We start from the raw sequence: 17,263 nt of genomic DNA, 5'->3' as shown, positions 1-17,263 counted from the left end.
GATGTGATGTACCAAGGAAGCGCCATGGACAAGATGCGTGCTGTCGAGATGAACGGCTTTGGCGAGCCGGGTGTCTTGAAGCTGGGCGAGCGCCCCATGCCGCAAGCAGGGCGGGGCGAGCTGTGCATTCATGTGGCTGCCAGTGGTGTCAATCGCCCTGATGTGCTTCAGCGCAAGGGCCACTATGCGCCGCCTCCGGGCACGTCTGATCTGCCCGGGCTGGAGGTTGCGGGTGTCATCGTTGCCGGTGATGCTGCAGCCATGGCTGCGCAGGGCCTGAAGCTGGGTGACCGCGTCTGTGCGCTGGTTGCCGGTGGTGGTTATGCCGAGTATTGCGTGGCGCCTGTTGCGCAGTGCCTGCCAGTGCCTGCGGGTCTGTCTGATCTGGAAGCTGCGGCTTTGCCTGAGACCTTTTTCACGGTCTGGAGCAATGTGTTTGACCGTGGCGCACTGCAGGCGGGTGAGACCTTGTTGATCCAGGGTGGCAGCAGCGGCATTGGTGTCACGGCGATCCAACTGGCCAAGGCTTTTGGTGCGCAAGTGATTGTGACCGCGGGCTCGGACGAAAAGTGCCAGGCCTGCCGCGACCTCGGGGCTGACCATGCCATCAACTACAGGACGCAGGATTTTGTCGCAGAAGTCCAGCGCATCACCGCAGGCAAGGGCGTGGATGTGATCCTGGACATGGTTGCTGGCGACTACGTGACCCGTGAGGTGGAAGCGCTGGCGGAAGACGGCCGACTGGTCATCATTGCAGTGCAAGGTGGCGTCAAGGCGGAATTCAATGCTGGCCTGGTGTTGCGCCGCCGCCTGCAGATCACGGGTTCTACCCTGCGCCCCCGTCCTATAGCTTTCAAGGCTGCGATTGCAAAGGCCTTGTTGGCCAAAGTGTGGCCTTTGCTGGCGGCAGGCAAGGTGCGCCCCATCATTCATAGCCGATTCCCTGCGGCGCGTGCGGCCGAAGCCCATGCGCTGATGGAATCCAACCAACATATCGGCAAGATCATGCTGAGCTGGAGCGAGCAATGAAAAAACTGATTGCAGGCAATTGGAAGATGAATGGCAGCCTGGCTGCCAACCAATCCTTGCTGCAAGAAATTCTGCAAGGATTGGGGCAGGCTGCATGCGATGTGGCAGTGGCTGTGCCTGCCGTCTATGTCTCCCAGGTACAAGGCTTGTTGCAGGGCTCTGCGGTACACCTGGGTGCCCAGGATGTATCCGCGCACGACGGTGGTGCCTACACTGGTGAGGTGTCTGCAGCCATGCTGCGCGAATTTGGCGTGCGCTACGCCCTGGTGGGGCACAGCGAGCGACGTCAGTACCACGGCGAAACCGATGCCGTGGTGGCAGCCAAGGCGCAAAAGGCGTTGAATGCGGGTATTACACCAATTGTGTGCGTGGGTGAGACGCTGGCGCAGCGCGATGCCGGTGAGACAGAGGCTGTGGTCAAGCGCCAACTGGCGGCGGTGATTCATGCCATTGGTGCCTGCACGACGGAAATCGTGGTTGCTTATGAGCCTGTCTGGGCCATTGGTACCGGCAAGACGGCGACGCCCGAGCAGGCGCAGGCTGTCCATGCTGTATTGCGCGCGCAACTGGCGGCTGCCAGCACGCAAGCGGCCAAGGTGCCGCTGCTGTATGGTGGCAGCATGAATGCAGGCAACGCCGAGCAGTTGCTGGCGCAGCCAGACATCAATGGTGGCTTGATTGGTGGTGCGGCGCTGAAGGCGCCAGATTTTCTGAAGATTATTGCCGCTGCCGCTTGATAAATGGGCGTAAGCAGCTATCAATTTTGATAAAAGGGTAGATGATGGTAACGATTTTGTTGGCAATTCAGATGTTGGCTGCACTGGGCATGATTGGCCTGGTTCTGGTTCAGCATGGCAAGGGTGCGGATGCAGGTGCCGCTTTTGGTAGCGGCGGCGGTGCTGGCAGCCTGTTTGGCGCTTCTGGCAGCGCCAATTTCCTCTCGCGCAGCACGGCGGTGCTGGCTGCGGTGTTTTTTGCAGCTACGCTGGCGCTGGCTTATTTTGGCAATGCCCGTCCTACATCCGCTGGTAGCGTGCTGGAAGGCCCTGCTGCAACCATTCCGCAGTCCAATGCGCCGGCTGTTGATACTGCGGTGCCTCCCGCAAGCTCTTCGGTGCCTGCACCTGCTGCTCCAGCTGCCGGTGGCGCTGCTGCTGTGCCTGCTGCGGCAACGCCTGCAGAGCCTGCGCAACCCGCAGCGAAATAAGTCAACTATTTTGGAAAGAATCCCCGATATCAGGGTTTTTACAGAGTAGAATCTTGGTCTGTCTGGGAAGTAAATTGTTGCAAAAGCAATTACACCTTGCCAGACCAGTCAAAAACAGCCGTCGTGGTGAAATTGGTAGACACGCTATCTTGAGGGGGTAGTGGCGAAAGCTGTGCGAGTTCGAGTCTCGCCGACGGCACCAACACAAAAAAAGGCCTGCCTGGGTCGCGTCTTGTGCTTACCCAGGTTGGCTCCTGCGGTGAGTACTCAGATGAATCTCGATCAATACCTCCCAGTCCTCCTGTTCATTCTGGTGGGCATTCTTGTCGGTGTAGGTCCTCTGGTGGCGGGATACATTCTTGGTCCCAATCGCCCAAACGCGGCGAAAAATTCCCCTTACGAATGCGGCTTTGAAGCGTTTGAAGACGCGCGCATGAAATTTGATGTGCGCTACTATCTCGTCGCCATTCTGTTCATTCTCTTCGACTTGGAAATTGCTTTCCTCTTCCCCTGGGCAGTGTCGCTGCACGAAGTGGGAATGCCTGGTTTTATCGCGGTTCTCGTGTTCTTGGCCATTCTGGTGGTGGGTTTCGCCTACGAATGGAAAAAGGGCGCGCTGACCTGGGAATAACCGGAAATCACAAAGGTGCACGATGATTGAAGGTGTGTTGGAAAAAGGCTTTGTCACCACGAGCTACGACTCGGTGGTGAACTGGGCCAAGACGGGCTCGATCTGGCCCATGACGTTTGGTTTGGCATGCTGCGCGGTCGAGATGATGCACGCAGCTGCAGCGCGTTATGACATCGGCCGCTTTGGTGCCGAAGTGTTCCGCGCGAGCCCGCGCCAGGCGGATTTGATGATTGTGGCAGGCACGCTGTGCAACAAGATGGCTCCTGCCATGCGCAAGGTGTACGACCAGATGGCCGAGCCGCGCTGGGTGATCTCGATGGGCTCTTGCGCCAATGGCGGTGGCTACTACCACTACAGCTATTCGGTGGTGCGAGGCTGTGACCGCATTGTTCCGGTGGATGTGTACGTCCCGGGTTGCCCTCCTACTGCGGAGGCGCTGATCTACGGCATCATCCAGCTGCAGCAGAAGATTCGCCGCACCCATACCATTGCGCGCGCCTAGGAGTCGGAATGAGTGTTGAACTGATACAGCCGACTGTGCTGCAACAAAACATTGCCCGTGTGCTGGGCGACAAGGCGCGTTCCGTGACCTTGGCGCTGGATGAGGTGACGGTGGAAGTGTCTGCCCAGAACTATCTGGCGACCATGCAGCTGCTGCGCGATGCGCCCGAGTGCAAGTTTGAAGTGCTGATGGACCTGTGCGGTGTGGATTACTCCGCATACAAGGATGTGGGCACTGATGGCCCGCGCTATGCGGTGGTGTCTCACCTGCTGTCGGTGAGCCTGAACCAGCGTGTGCGCGTGCGCGTGTTCTGCCAAGACGATGATTTTCCGGTTGTCGATACGCTGAGCAACCTGTGGGCGTCGGCCAACTGGTTTGAGCGCGAAGCCTTCGATCTGTATGGCATTGTGTTCGAAGGTCACTCCGATCTGCGTCGCATCCTGACGGATTACGGCTTCATCGGCCATCCTTTCCGCAAGGATTTCCCGCTGTCCGGCCATGTCGAAATGCGTTACGACGCGGAGCAGGGTCGGGTGATCTACGAGCCTGTCTCTATCGAGCCGCGCGAGATCACGCCCCGCATTATTCGTGAAGAGCATTACGGAGGCCTGCACTGAGGCATTCGGTCCTCACGATGAAAAAACATGGCTGAAATCAAAAACTACACACTCAACTTCGGTCCCCAGCACCCTGCAGCACACGGGGTGCTGCGTCTTGTGCTGGAGCTCGATGGTGAAGTGGTGCAGCGCGCTGACCCACACATTGGACTGCTGCACCGCGCCACCGAAAAGCTGGCCGAGAGCAAAACCTTCATCCAGTCGTTGCCTTACATGGACCGTCTGGACTATTGCTCGATGATGAGCAATGAGCACGCCTACTGCCTGGCCATCGAAAAGCTGATGGGCCTGGAAGTGCCCATTCGTGCGCAGTACATCCGCGTGATGTTCTCCGAAATCACCCGCATCATGAATCACCTGATGTGGCTGGGCTCTTCGGGCAATGACGGTGGCAGCTCCACCATTCTGATCTACACCTTCCGCGAACGTGAAGACCTGATGGACATGTATGAGGCCGTCTCTGGCGCCCGCATGCATGCAGCCTACTTCCGTCCTGGTGGTGTGTACCGCGATCTGCCGGACAGCATGCCGCAGTACAAGGCCAGCAAGGTGCGCAATGCCAAGTCGCTGGAGCTGATGAACAGCAACCGCAAGGGCTCGCTGCTCGACTTCATCGACGATTTCACAGCGCGCTTCCCCAAGTGCTGCGATGAGTATGAAACCCTGCTGACCGACAACCGCATCTGGAAGCAGCGCAACGTCGGTATCGGCGTGGTCGATGCCGAGCGTGCGCTAAGCCTGGGCCTGACCGGCCCGATGCTGCGCGGCTCTGGTGTGGCTTGGGACATGCGCAAGAAGCAGCCCTACGAAGTCTATGACCGCATGGAGTTCGATGTGCCAGTGGGCACGACGGGCGACTGCTATGACCGCTACCTGGTTCGTGTGGCGGAAATGCGCCAGTCCAACCGCATCGTCAAGCAGTGCGTGGATTGGCTGCGCGCCAACCCTGGCCCGGTGATTACCGACAACCACAAGGTTGCTCCTCCAGACCGCGAAGCGATGAAGAGCAACATGGAAGAGCTGATCCACCACTTCAAGCTCTTCACCGAAGGCTTCAAGGTGCCTGAGGGTGAGGCTTATGCGGCTGTGGAGCACCCCAAGGGTGAGTTCGGCATCTATTTGGTAAGCGATGGTGCCAACAAGCCCTATCGCATGAAGATTCGTCCACCGGGGTTCGTGCATCTGGCCGCTCTTGACGAGTTGAGCCGCGGCCACATGCTGGCTGACGCCGTGATGGTGCTGAGCACCCTGGACATCGTGTTTGGAGATGTTGACCGATGATTACCGAAGCAACAAAAGCACGTTTTGCACGCGAAGTTGCCAAGTATCCGGCAGAGCAGAAGCAGTCGGCCGTCATGGCCTGCCTGTCGATCGTGCAGCAGGAAGAGGGCTGGGTCAGCCAGGAGAGCGAGGCGGTGATCGCCGAATTCCTGGAAATGCCGGAAATCGCCGTGCATGAAGTGACCACCTTCTACAACATGTACAACCAGCATCCGGTCGGCAAATACAAGCTGAGCGTATGTACCAACCTGCCATGCCAGCTGCGCCGTGGCCGCGAGGCGCTCAAGCACCTTGAAGACAAGCTGGGCATCAAGATGGGTGATACCACCGCCGATGGCGTGTTCACCGTCGAACAATCCGAGTGCCTGGGCGCCTGCGCCGATGCGCCGGTGCTGCTGGTCAATGACCGCCATATGTGCAGTTTCATGGATAACGAGAAACTGGACCAGCTGGTGGACGGATTGCGCGCAGCGGAGGACACCAAGTGACGACATCCTCGCAAATTCTCAAGCAGTTCCAGGCAACTGGCGTTGAAACCTGTTTCCACGACCGCCACATCGATCCGCAGATCTATGCGGGCCTGAACGGTACCAACTGGTCGATCAAGGACTACGAGGCACGAGGTGGCTATGAAGCCCTGCGCAAGCTCCTGGGCAAGGATGGCGGCGAAGGTCTGACGCAAGACCAGGTGATCGCCACCATGAAGGAATCGGGTCTGCGTGGCCGTGGCGGCGCAGGTTTCCCTACCGGTCTGAAGTGGAGCTTCATGCCCCGCAACTTCCCCGGTCAAAAGCATCTGGTATGCAATTCGGACGAGGGCGAGCCCGGTACATGCAAGGACCGCGACATCCTGATGTACAACCCGCACATCGTGATCGAAGGCATGATCATTGCCGCGTACGCGATGGGTATTTCGCTGGGTTACAACTACATCCACGGCGAAATCTTCCAGGTCTACGATCGCTTTGAAACTGCCCTGGAAGAAGCCCGTGCGGCCGGCTACCTGGGTGACAACATCATGGGTAGCAGTTTCAGCTTCCAGCTGCACGCGCACCATGGTTTTGGCGCCTACATCTGCGGCGAGGAAACGGCTCTGCTCGAATCGCTCGAAGGCAAGAAGGGTCAGCCTCGCTTCAAGCCACCTTTCCCTGCGAGCTTTGGCCTCTACGGCAAGCCCACCACCATCAACAACACCGAAACCTTTGCTGCGGTGCCCTGGATCATCCGAAATGGTGGCCAGGCCTATCTGGAGTGCGGCAAGCCAAACAACGGCGGCACCAAGATCTTCTCGGTCAGTGGCGATGTGAACAAGCCCGGCAACTACGAGGTTCCGCTGGGCACGCCATTCTCCAAGCTGCTGGAGCTGGCTGGTGGTGTGCGCACGGGTCGCCAGCTGAAGGCCGTGATTCCTGGTGGATCTTCCGCGCCAGTGCTGCCTGCGAACATCATGATGGAATGCACGATGGATTACGACTCCATCTCCAAGGCCGGCTCCATGCTGGGCTCGGGCGCTGTCATCGTGATGGACGACTCGCGCGACATGGTCGAGAGCCTGCTGCGTCTGTCGTACTTCTACCAGCACGAGTCCTGCGGCCAATGCACGCCTTGCCGCGAAGGCACGGGCTGGCTGTGGCGTATGGTGGATCGCATCCAGCATGGCCATGGCCGCAAGGAAGACCTGGACATGCTGGACTCCGTGGCCGGCAACATCATGGGGCGCACGATCTGTGCATTGGGCGATGCGGCTGCCATGCCGGTGCGCGCAATGATCAAGCATTTCCGCCATGAATTCGAAGCAAAGATCAACGCTGCTGAAAAGCAGACCGCTGCTTCTTCCTGATCGCGAGTGAGCATATGGTTGAAATTGAAATAGACGGTCAGAAGGTCGAAGTCGCGGAAGGCAGCATGGTCATGCACGCGGCTGACGCTGCGGGCAAGTACATTCCCCACTTCTGCTACCACAAGAAACTGTCGATCGCGGCGAACTGCCGCATGTGCCTGGTGGATGTGGAAAAGGCTCCCAAAGCCATGCCCGCGTGTGCCACGCCGGTGACGCAAGGCATGGTTGTGCGCACCACCTCGGACAAGGCGGTAAAGGCCCAGCAATCGGTGATGGAGTTTCTGCTCATCAACCACCCGCTGGATTGCCCGATCTGCGACCAGGGTGGCGAGTGCCAGCTGCAGGATCTGGCCGTGGGTTACGGCGGCAGCAGCTCGCGCTACCAGGAAGAAAAGCGTGTGGTTTTCCACAAGAACGTGGGCCCGCTCATTTCCATGGAAGAGATGAGCCGCTGCATCCACTGCACCCGTTGCGTGCGCTTTGGACAGGAAGTGTCCGGCGTGATGGAGCTGGGCATGGTCAACCGCGGCGAGCACTCCGAGATCACCACGGTGGTGGGTGATACGGTGGATTCCGAGCTCTCCGGCAATATGATCGACATCTGCCCCGTAGGTGCATTGACGAGCAAGCCTTTCCGCTACAGCGCCCGTACCTGGGAGCTGTCGCGCCGCAAGTCTGTCTCGCCCCATGATTCCACGGGTGCCAACCTGATCGTTCAGGTCAAGAACAACAAGGTGATGCGCGTCGTTCCTTTCGAGAACGATGCCGTCAACGAATGCTGGATCGCTGACCGTGATCGCTTCTCCTACGAAGCGCTCAACGGCGAAGAGCGCCTGACCAAGCCCATGATCAAGCAAGGCGGTCAGTGGTCGGAAGTCAGCTGGCAGGTCGCGCTGGAATACGTTGCCAATGGCATCAAGGGCGTGCAGCGCGATCATGGTGTCGAGGCGCTGGGTGCATTGGTCAGCCCGCACAGCACACTGGAAGAGCTGTTCCTGGCTGGCGAGTTGGTGCGCAGCCTTGGCAGCCGCAATATCGATTACCGCCTGCGCAATGCCGAATTTGCCAAAGACGACGGTGTTCGCTGGCTGGGCCGCTCCATTGCTTCGCTGTCGGACCTGAACACTGCTTTGGTGGTGGGCTCGAACGTGCGCAAGGAACACCCGCTGTTCGCACAGCGTATTCGCCAGGCTGCCCGCAAGGGGGCGGTGGTTGCCACGATCAATGCCAAGGCTTTCGATCTGGCCATGCCTGTGGCTCACCAGCTGCTGGCTCCTGCCGCGCAATGGGCTTATGCACTGTCGTCAGTCGCTGCAGCCATCGCTCAGTCCAAGGCCATCGAGGCGCCAAACAACGCAGGCACCGTCACTCCTGAAGCCATCGAGATCGCTCGCGCACTGCAAAGCGGTGAGCAGAAGGCCATCCTGCTGGGTAATGCGGTAGCGCACCATGCGCAAGCCAGCACCTTGCTGGCGATCGCCAACTGGATTGGTACCCAGACGGGTGCGACCGTCGGCTTCCTTACGGAAGCGGCCAATACGGTGGGTGCGCAATGGGTGGGTGCCGTGCCGCAAGGGCAGGGCCTCCATGCGGGCCAAATGCTGGCTGGCGGCATCAAGGCAGCCATTTTGCTGAATACGGAACCTGCGTTCGATTCGGCCGCTGGCAGCAATGGTCTGCAGGGCTGCGAGATGGTAGTGAGCCTGAGCCCGTTCAAGGCCAACATGGACATCGCCGATGTACTGCTGCCGGTTGCTCCATTTACCGAGACATCGGGCTCGTTCGTGAATGCCGAAGGCCGCGTGCAGGGCTTCCATGCCGTCGTCAAGCCCTTGGGCGATGCACGGCCAGCCTGGAAGGTGCTGCGCGTGCTGGGCAATCTGCTCGGTGCAGCAGGCATGGATTTCGAGTCGTCCCAGGATGTGCTGGCTGTGGCCACGCGCTCGCAAGACCAGGTTCCTGCTGAGTTGCTCTCCAACAGTACCAAGACGAATATGGCGGTAGCGGCACCTGCAAGCCAGGAGCCCGTTGTCGCAAGCATTTACCAGTTGGATGGAATCGTGCGTCGTGCGCCTGCGCTGCAAATGACTGCGGATGCCCGCCAATCCTCGGAGGTGGTGGCACCATGATTGACGCGATTTACAACGGCGGTCTGACACTGATCGCAGCAGGCTGGTGGTCTACGCTGGTCTGGCCGGTGATTTGGAACCTGATCAAGATCCTGTGCATCGTGCTGCCCCTGATGGGCGCGGTGGCCTATCTGACGCTTTGGGAGCGCAAGCTGCTGGGCTTCATGCAGGTACGCTACGGTCCCAACCGTGTGGGTCCTTTCGGTCTACTGCAGCCTCTGGCCGATGGCTTGAAGCTGGCGACCAAGGAAATCATTACCCCGACGGCTGCCAGCTCCGGCTTGTACCGTCTGGGTCCTATCATGGCCATCATGCCTGCGTTGGCCGCGTGGGTGGTGATTCCTTTCGGCCCTGATGTTGCCTTGGCCAACGTCAATGTTGGTTTGCTGCTGGTGATGGCAATCACCTCGATCGAAGTCTATGGCGTAATCATCGCCGGCTGGGCGTCGAACTCCAAGTACGCCTTCCTGGGGGCGCTGCGCGCATCAGCCCAGATGGTGTCCTATGAAATCGCAATGGGCTTCTGCTTCCTGGTGGTCATCATGGTCACGGGCAGCATGAACCTGACCGAAATCGTGCTTGCGCAGGGCAAGGGCATGATGGCTTCGGCCGGTGCCAGCATCCTGTCATGGAACTGGCTGCCCTTGTTGCCGATGTTCATCGTCTACCTGATCTCGGGCGTGGCCGAAACCAACCGTCACCCGTTTGACGTGGTGGAAGGCGAAGCCGAAATCGTGGCCGGTCACATGGTTGAATACTCGGGCATGGGCTTTGCAGTGTTCTTTCTGGCCGAATACGCCAGCATGTGGCTGGTGTCGATCCTGGCTGTGATCATGTTCCTGGGCGGCTGGCTGCCACCTTTCGAATTCCTGTCGTTCATCCCCGGTTGGATCTGGCTGGCTGCCAAGACTTTCCTGGTGGTGTCGATGTTCATCTGGATCCGTGCGACTTTCCCGCGTTTCCGTTATGACCAGATCATGCGTCTGGGCTGGAAGATCTTCATCCCCGTGACCCTGGTGTATCTGGTCTTTGTCGGCGGCTGGCTGCTGTCGCCCTGGAACATCTGGAAGTAAGCGGAGGCACACAACATGACTACTGCAGTTTCACCCCGCACTTTCTCGGTGAAGGATTTTTTCAAGAGCTTCATGCTCTGGGAATTGATGAAGGGCATGGCCCTGACCGGTCGCTACGCCTTTGCGCGCAAGATCACCGTTCAGTTCCCCGAGGAAAAGACGCCCCTGTCTCCACGTTTTCGTGGTCTGCACGCCCTTCGTCGCTATGAAAACGGAGAAGAGCGTTGCATTGCCTGCAAGCTGTGCGAGGCCGTTTGCCCTGCCATGGCGATCACCATCGAGTCGGATGTGCGTGATGACGGCTCGCGCCGTACCACCCGTTATGACATCGACCTGACCAAGTGCATTTTCTGTGGCTTCTGTGAAGAAAGCTGCCCCGTTGATTCGATCGTGGAGACCCAGATTCTGGAATACCACGGTGAAAAGCGCGGCGACCTGTATTTCACCAAGGAAATGCTGTTGGCCGTGGGCGACCGTTACGAACCTGAAATTGCTGCAGCCAAGGCTGCGGACGCAAAGTACCGTTAAGGCGGCGCTTGGAGACTGATTGAAAAGAGCCCCACATGGACGTCACAACTGGTTTTTTCTATCTGTTCTCGGTGGTGCTGCTATACGCGGCATTCCGGGTCGTTACTGCCCCAAATCCGGTGCATGCTGTGCTGCACCTGATGTTGGCGTTTTCACAGGCCGCTGGTATCTGGCTGCTGCTCAAGGCTGAGTTCCTGGCCATCGTTCTGGTGATGGTGTATCTGGGCGCCGTGATGGTGCTGTTCCTCTTCGTGGTGATGATGCTGGATATCCGCATCGATCAATTGCGCAAGAGCTTCTGGAAGAACTTTCCGCTCGCCGCTGTGATTTTTGCGATTGTGGCCTTTGAGATGGGTGTCGTGCTCATTGGCGGCTTCAGCATGGTGGATGAGCCCAAGGTGATTCCAACGGTGGTGGATGCTGCTGGCAAGGTCATTCCCTACAGCAACGTCAAGGCACTGGGTACGCTGCTGTACACCGAGTACCTGTTCCCCGTGCAGATCGCTGCCGTGATCCTGCTGGTTGCCATGATTGCTGCGATTGCGCTGACACTGCGCCACCGCAAGGATTCCAAGGCGATTGATGCTTCCCTGCAGGTGCGCGTGCGTGCCGAAGATCGTCTGAAGCTGGTGAAGGTGGAGACGGTGAAGCCTGCTGCCCCTGTGGTGCAAGAAGCTGCCGCAACCGAGGAGAAGAAGGCATGACACTGACACTTGGTCACTTTTTGACTCTGGGAGCAATGCTGTTTGCTCTGTCTGTGGTCGGAATCTTTCTGAACCGCAAGAACCTGATTGTGCTGCTGATGGCCATCGAGCTGATGCTGCTCGCGGTGAACATGAACTTCGTTGCCTTCTCCCACTATTTGGGAGACATGCACGGACAGATCTTCGTGTTCTTTATTTTGACGGTTGCCGCTGCGGAGTCGGCTATTGGCTTGGCTATCTTGGTGCTGCTGTTCCGTAACAAATCCACTATTGATGCGGAAGATCTCAATGCCCTGAAGGGTTGAGGCACCAATACTTGCAAGGTTAAGAAGAATGAGTCAAACCCTTTCTGCTTCAACACTGTTGGCGGTGCCTCTGGCTCCGCTCGCAGGATCTTTGCTGGCAGGCATATTCGGTACCGCATTTGGTGGCAACCGTATTGGCCGTGTCGGTAGCCGCTCGCTCACCATCCTGGGTGTGCTGATTGCTTTCGTCATCTCGGCGATGACGTTCCAAAGCGTTGTGTTTGAGGGTGCCACCTTCAATCAGACGCTCTACACCTGGATGACGGTGGGTTCGCTGAAGATGGAAATCGGCTTCATGATCGATTCCATTACAGCAATGATGATGTGCGTGGTGACCTTCGTGTCGCTGATGGTGCACATCTACACCATTGGCTACATGGCAGAAGATGACGGCTACGACCGTTTCTTCTCATACATCTCGCTGTTCACCTTCTCCATGCTGATGCTGGTGATGAGCAACAACCTGCTGCAGCTGTTCTTCGGCTGGGAAGCTGTGGGTCTGGTGTCGTACCTGTTGATCGGTTTCTACTTCAAGAAGGAAACCGCCATCTTCGCCAACATGAAGGCTTTCGTGGTCAACCGCGTCGGTGACTTTGGCTTCATCCTGGGAATTGGCTTGATCGCAGCCTACACTGGCACGCTCAATTACACCGAAATCTTTGCCAAGACCAACGAGCTGGCTGGCATCACTCTGCCGGGTACCACCTGGTCGTTGATGACCGTGATCTGCATCTGCCTGTTCATTGGTGCCATGGGCAAATCGGCACAGTTCCCGTTGCACGCCTGGCTGCCTGATTCGATGGAAGGCCCAACCCCCATCTCGGCACTGATCCACGCGGCTACCATGGTGACTGCCGGCATCTTCATGGTATCGCGCATGTCGCCGCTGTATGAACTGTCGGACGCTGCGCTCAACTTCATCCTCGTGATTGGTTCGATCACTGCGCTGTTCATGGGCATTCTGGGCATCATCCAGAACGACATCAAGCGCGTGATTGCATATTCCACGCTGTCGCAGCTGGGTTACATGACCATTGCATTGGGCGTATCGGCTTACTCGGTATCGGTGTTCCACCTGATGACCCACGCATTCTTCAAGGCGCTGCTGTTCCTTGGAGCCGGTTCCGTGATCATGGGCATGCACCACAACCAGGACATCCGCTGGATGGGTGGCGTGCGCAAATACATGCCCATCACCTGGATCACCTTCCTGCTGGGTAATCTGGCGCTGATCGGTACGCCATTCTTCTCGGGTTTCTACTCGAAAGACGCGATCATTGAGGCGGTGCACGCTTCGAACCTGCCTGCTGCCGGCTTTGCCAACTTTGCCGTGCTGGCTGGTGTGTTCATCACTGCGTTCTACTCGTTCCGTCTGTATTTCATCGTGTTCCACGGCAAGGAGCGCTACGACCAGAACCCCGATGCGCACCATGACGACCACCATGGTCATGATGACCATCATGGCCATGGACACGATGCCAAGCCGCATGAGTCGCCATGGGTTGTGACCTTGCCTCTGGTGCTGCTGGCCATCCCTTCGGTGGTGATCGGCGCCATCGCACTGATGCCCATGCTGTTTGGCGATTTCTTCAAGGGCGTGATCTATGTCGATGGCTCCAAGCACGGTGCCATGGCGGAGCTGGCCGAGAAGATTCACGGTTGGGTGCCGATGGCATTGCACGGCTTTACGGCTGCGCCTTTCTGGCTGGCCTTGGCAGGTGTCGTGGTGTCCTTCATCTTCTACATGGTCAAGCCAGAGATTCCTGCAGCCATCAAGCGCGCTTCGCAGAAGATTGGTCTGTACCAGGTGCTGGAAGGCAAGTATGGCGTGGACTGGGTGTATGAGAACATCTTTGCCCGTGGCGCGCGCGTATTCGGCAATGTGTTCTGGAAGGTGGGCGACCAGGGACTCATCGACGGTCTGATCGTCAATGGCTCCTGGAAGGTGGTTGGCCGTATCGCTGCTCTGGTTCGCTGGCTGCAGACGGGTTATGTGTATCACTACGCACTGGTCATGATTCTGGGCATCTTCCTGGCCATGACGTACTTTGTGCTGCTCAACAAGTAAGGAAGAAGAAAAATGGGATTGTTGAGTCTTGCAATTTGGACCCCCATCGTCTTTGGTGCGGTGGTGTTGGCTTTCGGCAAGCAAGAACAAGCCAAGATGGTGCGCTGGATCGCCCTGATCGGTGCGTTGGCTGGCTTGCTGGTCACGATACCGTTGTACACGGGCTTTCAGCTCGGTACTTCGGCGATGCAGTTTGTCGAGAAGGCCTCCTGGATTCCGCGTTTTGGAATCAACTACTACCTGGGCGTTGATGGTATCTCCTTCTGGTTTGTACCGCTGACGGCCTTCATCACGGTGATCGTGGTGCTGGCTTCCTGGGAGAACATCACGGAGCGCGTCAACCAGTACATGGGCGCGTTCCTGATTCTGTCGGGTCTGATGATCGGTGTGTTCTCTGCACTGGACGGCCTGCTCTTCTACGTGTTCTTTGAAGCAACGCTGATCCCGATGTACCTGATCATCGGTATCTGGGGTGGCCCCAACCGCATCTACGCGGCTTTCAAGTTCTTCCTGTACACGCTGATGGGCTCGTTGCTGACCCTGATCGCGATCCTGTACCTGTACACCAAGGCAGGTAGCTTTGAAATTCTGGCATGGCACCAGTTGCCGCTGTCGATGACAGAGCAGACGCTGATCTTCTTTGCCTTCTTCGCAGCATTTGCGGTGAAGGTTCCCATGTTCCCGGTACACACTTGGCTGCCTGATGTGCACGTGGAAGCGCCTACGGGTGGTTCTGCCGTGCTGGCCGCCATCATGCTGAAGCTGGGTGCTTACGGCTTCTTGCGTTTCTCGATGCCGATTGCGCCTGACGCTGCCCACAAGTGGGCCTGGCTCATCATTGCGCTGTCGCTGATTGCCGTGGTCTATGTGGGTCTGGTTGCCATTGTGCAGAAGGACATGAAGAAGCTGGTGGCTTACTCGTCGGTGGCGCACATGGGCTTTGTGACCCTGGGCTTTTTCATCTTCAACGACATCGGTGTGATGGGTGGCATAGTGCAGATGATTGCCCACGGCTTTGTGTCGGGCGCCATGTTCCTGTGTATCGGTGTGCTGTACGACCGCGTGCACTCGCGTGAAATCGCTGCCTACGGTGGTGTGGTCAACACCATGCCCAAGTTTGCCGCCTTTGCACTGCTGTTCGCCATGGCCAATTGCGGCCTGCCAGGCACCGCTGGTTTCATCGGTGAATGGATGGTGATTCTCGGGGCCACCAAGTTCAACTTCTGGATCGGTGTGCTGTCTGCAACCGCTCTGATCCTGGGCGCGGCCTACACGCTCTGGATGTACAAGCGCGTGTACTTTGGCCCGGTAACCAATGACAATGTCCGCGAGCTGAAGGATATCGGCTGCCGCGAATTCTTTATCCTGGCTGTGTTGGCAGCCGCGGTGCTGTACATGGGTATCTATCCTGCGCCATTCACGGATGTGATGGGTGCGTCGGTTGCAGACCTGCTCAAGCATGTCGCCACGTCCAAGCTGTGATGCCCGGACAGAATTGAGAGACTTGAGATGATTGATAACATCAGCTGGCTGGCTATCTATCCCGAAATCGTTCTGTTGGTGATGGGCTGCGTCATCACCTTGGTGGACCTTGGCGTCAAGAGCCGTGGTCGCACCGTGACCTACATCCTCTCGCTGCTGACTTTGTTGGTGGTGGCTGTGATCACGGGCATGTACGCCAGTGCGGGCAATACCTTCTACGCCTTTGGCAACATGGTGGTTTCCGACTCCATGGGCAACTGGCTCAAGTGCTTTGCAGCCATCGCCATGGCGGTGACCCTGGTGTATGGCCGAGGCTATGCGCGTGACCGCGAAATGCTGCGCGGTGGCGAGTACTTCTCGCTGTCCCTTCTGGCCTTGCTGGGCATGAATGTGATGATCTCGGGCAACAATTTCCTGATCATCTATCTGGGTCTGGAATTGCTGACCCTGTCGAGCTACGCGCTGGTATGCCTGCGCCGAGACAACGCAACAGCCGTTGAAGCTGGCATGAAGTATTTCGTGCTGGGAGCCATGGCTTCGGGTTTCCTGCTGTACGGCCTGTCCATGATCTATGGCGCCACCGGCTCGCTCGATATCGGCGAAGTCTTCAAGGCGGTGAATTCCGGCCTGATTCGTCATCAGGTACTGGTCTTCGGTCTGGTGTTCGTGGTGGCCGGTCTGGCCTTCAAGCTGGGTGTGGTTCCATTCCACATGTGGGTTCCAGACGTGTACCAGGGCGCGCCAACGGCTGTCACCATCATCGTTGGCGGTGCACCCAAGCTGGCCGCTTTTGCAATCGTGATTCGTCTGCTGGTGGATGGTTTGTTGCCACTGGCCATCGATTGGCAGCAGATGCTGGCGGTACTGGCCATCATGTCGCTGCTGGTGGGTAACCTGGCAGCTATTGCGCAAACCAATATCAAGCGTATGCTGGCGTACTCGACCATCTCGCAAATGGGTTTTGTGCTGCTGGGCCTGATGTCCGGCGTGGTCAATGGCAATGTAGAGGCGGCTACCGCTGGCAACGCATACAGCGCCGCCATGTTCTACGTGGTGACCTATGTGCTGACGACGCTGGCCACCTTCGGCGTGGTGCTGCTGCTGGCCCGCGAAGGTTTCGAGAGTGAAGAGATTGCCGATTTTGCAGGCCTGAACCAGCGCAGCCCGCTGTATGCAGGTGTGATGGCCATCTGCCTGTTCTCGATGGCTGGTATTCCTCCGCTGGTGGGCTTCTATTCCAAGCTGGCGGTGTTGCAGGCGCTGGTGGCATCGGGCAGCGGTCTGTACATTGCACTGGCCGTGTTTGCGGTGGTCATGTCTCTGATCGGCGCGTTCTACTACCTGCGTGTCGTCAAGGTCATGTACTTTGACAAGCCCATCACCGCTGCCAAGGTGTCTGCCCCGCTGGATGTCCGTGCGGTGCTGGTCGTCAATGGCGCACTGGTGTTGATCCTGGGCATTGTGCCCGGTGGTCTGATGAAGCTGTGCACCGACGCCGTGCTCCGCGCGCTGGCAAGCTAAGCTGTAATCCTTCTGCAAGAAAGCCCGCATGTCTATCACTGCATCCATCTGGCTCGTGATAGTGGCGGGCTTTGTCGCAGCCAACATTCCTTTTCTCAACCAGCGTTTTTTCGCCATCGGGCCCAAGGGCAGGGTAGGTGGCAAGGCGTTGTGGATACGGCTGGTTGAGCTGCTTGTGCTGTATATGCTGACAGGGGCTCTGGCCTTGCTGCTGGAGGGCAAGGCCGGGCAGCGCAGCTCTCAGGGCTGGGAGTTTTACGCTATCACTGCCACGCTGTTTCTGACTTTTGCCTTTCCAGGGTTCGTCTACCAATACCTGACCCGCAAAAGCCGCTCGGCGGACTAA

Annotated in this window: 18 protein-coding genes and 1 tRNA gene; all 19 read left to right on the top strand. The window is 58.0% G+C overall.

The features are described 5' to 3' along the window. The first annotated feature begins 33 nt into the window (after positions 1-33). The 19 genes from HNP33_RS04795 to HNP33_RS04705 all read left to right on the top strand — a co-directional run bounded on the left by HNP33_RS04795 (position 34) and on the right by HNP33_RS04705 (position 17,263). Positions 34-1,029, top strand: a complete 996-nt coding sequence (locus HNP33_RS04795) for an NAD(P)H-quinone oxidoreductase (RefSeq protein WP_184706078.1) — start codon at positions 34-36, stop codon at positions 1,027-1,029. Continuing rightward, entirely contained in the window at positions 1,026-1,766 is a 741-nt protein-coding gene (gene tpiA / locus HNP33_RS04790) for a triose-phosphate isomerase (protein ID WP_184705851.1), read from the top strand. Before HNP33_RS04795 ends, tpiA begins: the two co-directional genes overlap by 4 nt. A gap of 44 nt (positions 1,767-1,810) precedes the next feature. Then, entirely contained in the window at positions 1,811-2,236 is a 426-nt protein-coding gene (gene secG, locus HNP33_RS04785) for a preprotein translocase subunit SecG (protein WP_184705849.1), read from the top strand. 117 nt (positions 2,237-2,353) lie between these two features. After that, positions 2,354-2,438: transfer RNA gene (locus HNP33_RS04780), tRNA-Leu, on the top strand. Positions 2,439-2,507: 69 nt separating this feature from the next. After that, a complete protein-coding gene (locus HNP33_RS04775) occupies positions 2,508-2,867 on the top strand; it encodes an NADH-quinone oxidoreductase subunit A (RefSeq protein WP_184705847.1) in 360 nt (119 codons plus the stop codon). A gap of 22 nt (positions 2,868-2,889) precedes the next feature. Beyond that, on the top strand, positions 2,890-3,369 hold the full coding sequence (locus tag HNP33_RS04770; protein WP_021028558.1) for a NuoB/complex I 20 kDa subunit family protein: 480 nt from the start codon (positions 2,890-2,892) through the stop codon (positions 3,367-3,369). Between the two features lie 8 nt (positions 3,370-3,377). Then, entirely contained in the window at positions 3,378-3,986 is a 609-nt protein-coding gene (locus HNP33_RS04765) for an NADH-quinone oxidoreductase subunit C (RefSeq protein ID WP_184705845.1), read from the top strand. A 27-nt stretch (positions 3,987-4,013) separates the two neighbouring features. Further along, the gene (locus HNP33_RS04760) at positions 4,014-5,267 is read left to right on the top strand and encodes an NADH-quinone oxidoreductase subunit D (protein ID WP_184705843.1); all 1,254 of its coding nucleotides are present in this window, start codon (positions 4,014-4,016) and stop codon (positions 5,265-5,267) included. Then, complete coding sequence (nuoE, locus tag HNP33_RS04755; protein WP_184705841.1) at positions 5,264-5,755, top strand: NADH-quinone oxidoreductase subunit NuoE; 492 nt, start codon at positions 5,264-5,266, stop codon at positions 5,753-5,755. The genes HNP33_RS04760 and nuoE overlap by 4 nt, the downstream gene beginning before the upstream one ends. After that, positions 5,752-7,107 carry an NADH-quinone oxidoreductase subunit NuoF gene (gene nuoF, locus HNP33_RS04750; RefSeq protein WP_184705839.1) on the top strand — a complete coding sequence of 452 codons (1,356 nt, stop codon included), beginning with the start codon at positions 5,752-5,754 and terminating at the stop codon, positions 7,105-7,107. The genes nuoE and nuoF overlap by 4 nt, the downstream gene beginning before the upstream one ends. A gap of 14 nt (positions 7,108-7,121) precedes the next feature. After that, a complete protein-coding gene (gene nuoG, locus HNP33_RS04745; RefSeq protein WP_184705837.1) occupies positions 7,122-9,236 on the top strand; it encodes an NADH-quinone oxidoreductase subunit NuoG in 2,115 nt (704 codons plus the stop codon). Further along, a complete protein-coding gene (nuoH, locus tag HNP33_RS04740; RefSeq protein ID WP_184705835.1) occupies positions 9,233-10,309 on the top strand; it encodes an NADH-quinone oxidoreductase subunit NuoH in 1,077 nt (358 codons plus the stop codon). Before nuoG ends, nuoH begins: the two co-directional genes overlap by 4 nt. Before the next feature lie 15 nt (positions 10,310-10,324). Further along, positions 10,325-10,837 carry an NADH-quinone oxidoreductase subunit NuoI gene (gene nuoI, locus HNP33_RS04735; RefSeq protein ID WP_184705833.1) on the top strand — a complete coding sequence of 171 codons (513 nt, stop codon included), beginning with the start codon at positions 10,325-10,327 and terminating at the stop codon, positions 10,835-10,837. A 35-nt stretch (positions 10,838-10,872) separates the two neighbouring features. Then, the gene (locus tag HNP33_RS04730; protein ID WP_184705831.1) at positions 10,873-11,541 is read left to right on the top strand and encodes an NADH-quinone oxidoreductase subunit J; all 669 of its coding nucleotides are present in this window, start codon (positions 10,873-10,875) and stop codon (positions 11,539-11,541) included. Next, on the top strand, positions 11,538-11,846 hold the full coding sequence (gene nuoK / locus HNP33_RS04725; RefSeq protein ID WP_184705829.1) for an NADH-quinone oxidoreductase subunit NuoK: 309 nt from the start codon (positions 11,538-11,540) through the stop codon (positions 11,844-11,846). The genes HNP33_RS04730 and nuoK overlap by 4 nt, the downstream gene beginning before the upstream one ends. A 28-nt stretch (positions 11,847-11,874) precedes the next feature. Continuing rightward, positions 11,875-13,914 (top strand): NADH-quinone oxidoreductase subunit L, encoded by a 2,040-nt coding sequence (nuoL, locus tag HNP33_RS04720; protein WP_184705828.1) that lies wholly within the window; start codon positions 11,875-11,877, stop codon positions 13,912-13,914. 12 nt (positions 13,915-13,926) lie between these two features. Next, complete coding sequence (locus HNP33_RS04715; RefSeq protein WP_184705826.1) at positions 13,927-15,396, top strand: NADH-quinone oxidoreductase subunit M; 1,470 nt, start codon at positions 13,927-13,929, stop codon at positions 15,394-15,396. Between the two features lie 27 nt (positions 15,397-15,423). Continuing rightward, positions 15,424-16,917 carry an NADH-quinone oxidoreductase subunit NuoN gene (gene nuoN / locus HNP33_RS04710; RefSeq protein ID WP_184705823.1) on the top strand — a complete coding sequence of 498 codons (1,494 nt, stop codon included), beginning with the start codon at positions 15,424-15,426 and terminating at the stop codon, positions 16,915-16,917. Positions 16,918-16,945: 28 nt separating this feature from the next. Beyond that, positions 16,946-17,263, top strand: coding sequence for a DUF2818 family protein (locus HNP33_RS04705; RefSeq protein WP_184705821.1), 318 nt, complete (start codon positions 16,946-16,948; stop codon positions 17,261-17,263).

Origin of the sequence: Comamonas odontotermitis (assembly GCF_014207855.1) — a bacterium.
Lineage (GTDB): Bacteria > Pseudomonadota > Gammaproteobacteria > Burkholderiales > Burkholderiaceae_C > Comamonas > Comamonas odontotermitis_A.
Note: the sequence above shows the minus strand (reverse complement) of the source record. Positions and strands in the feature narration are given on the sequence as shown.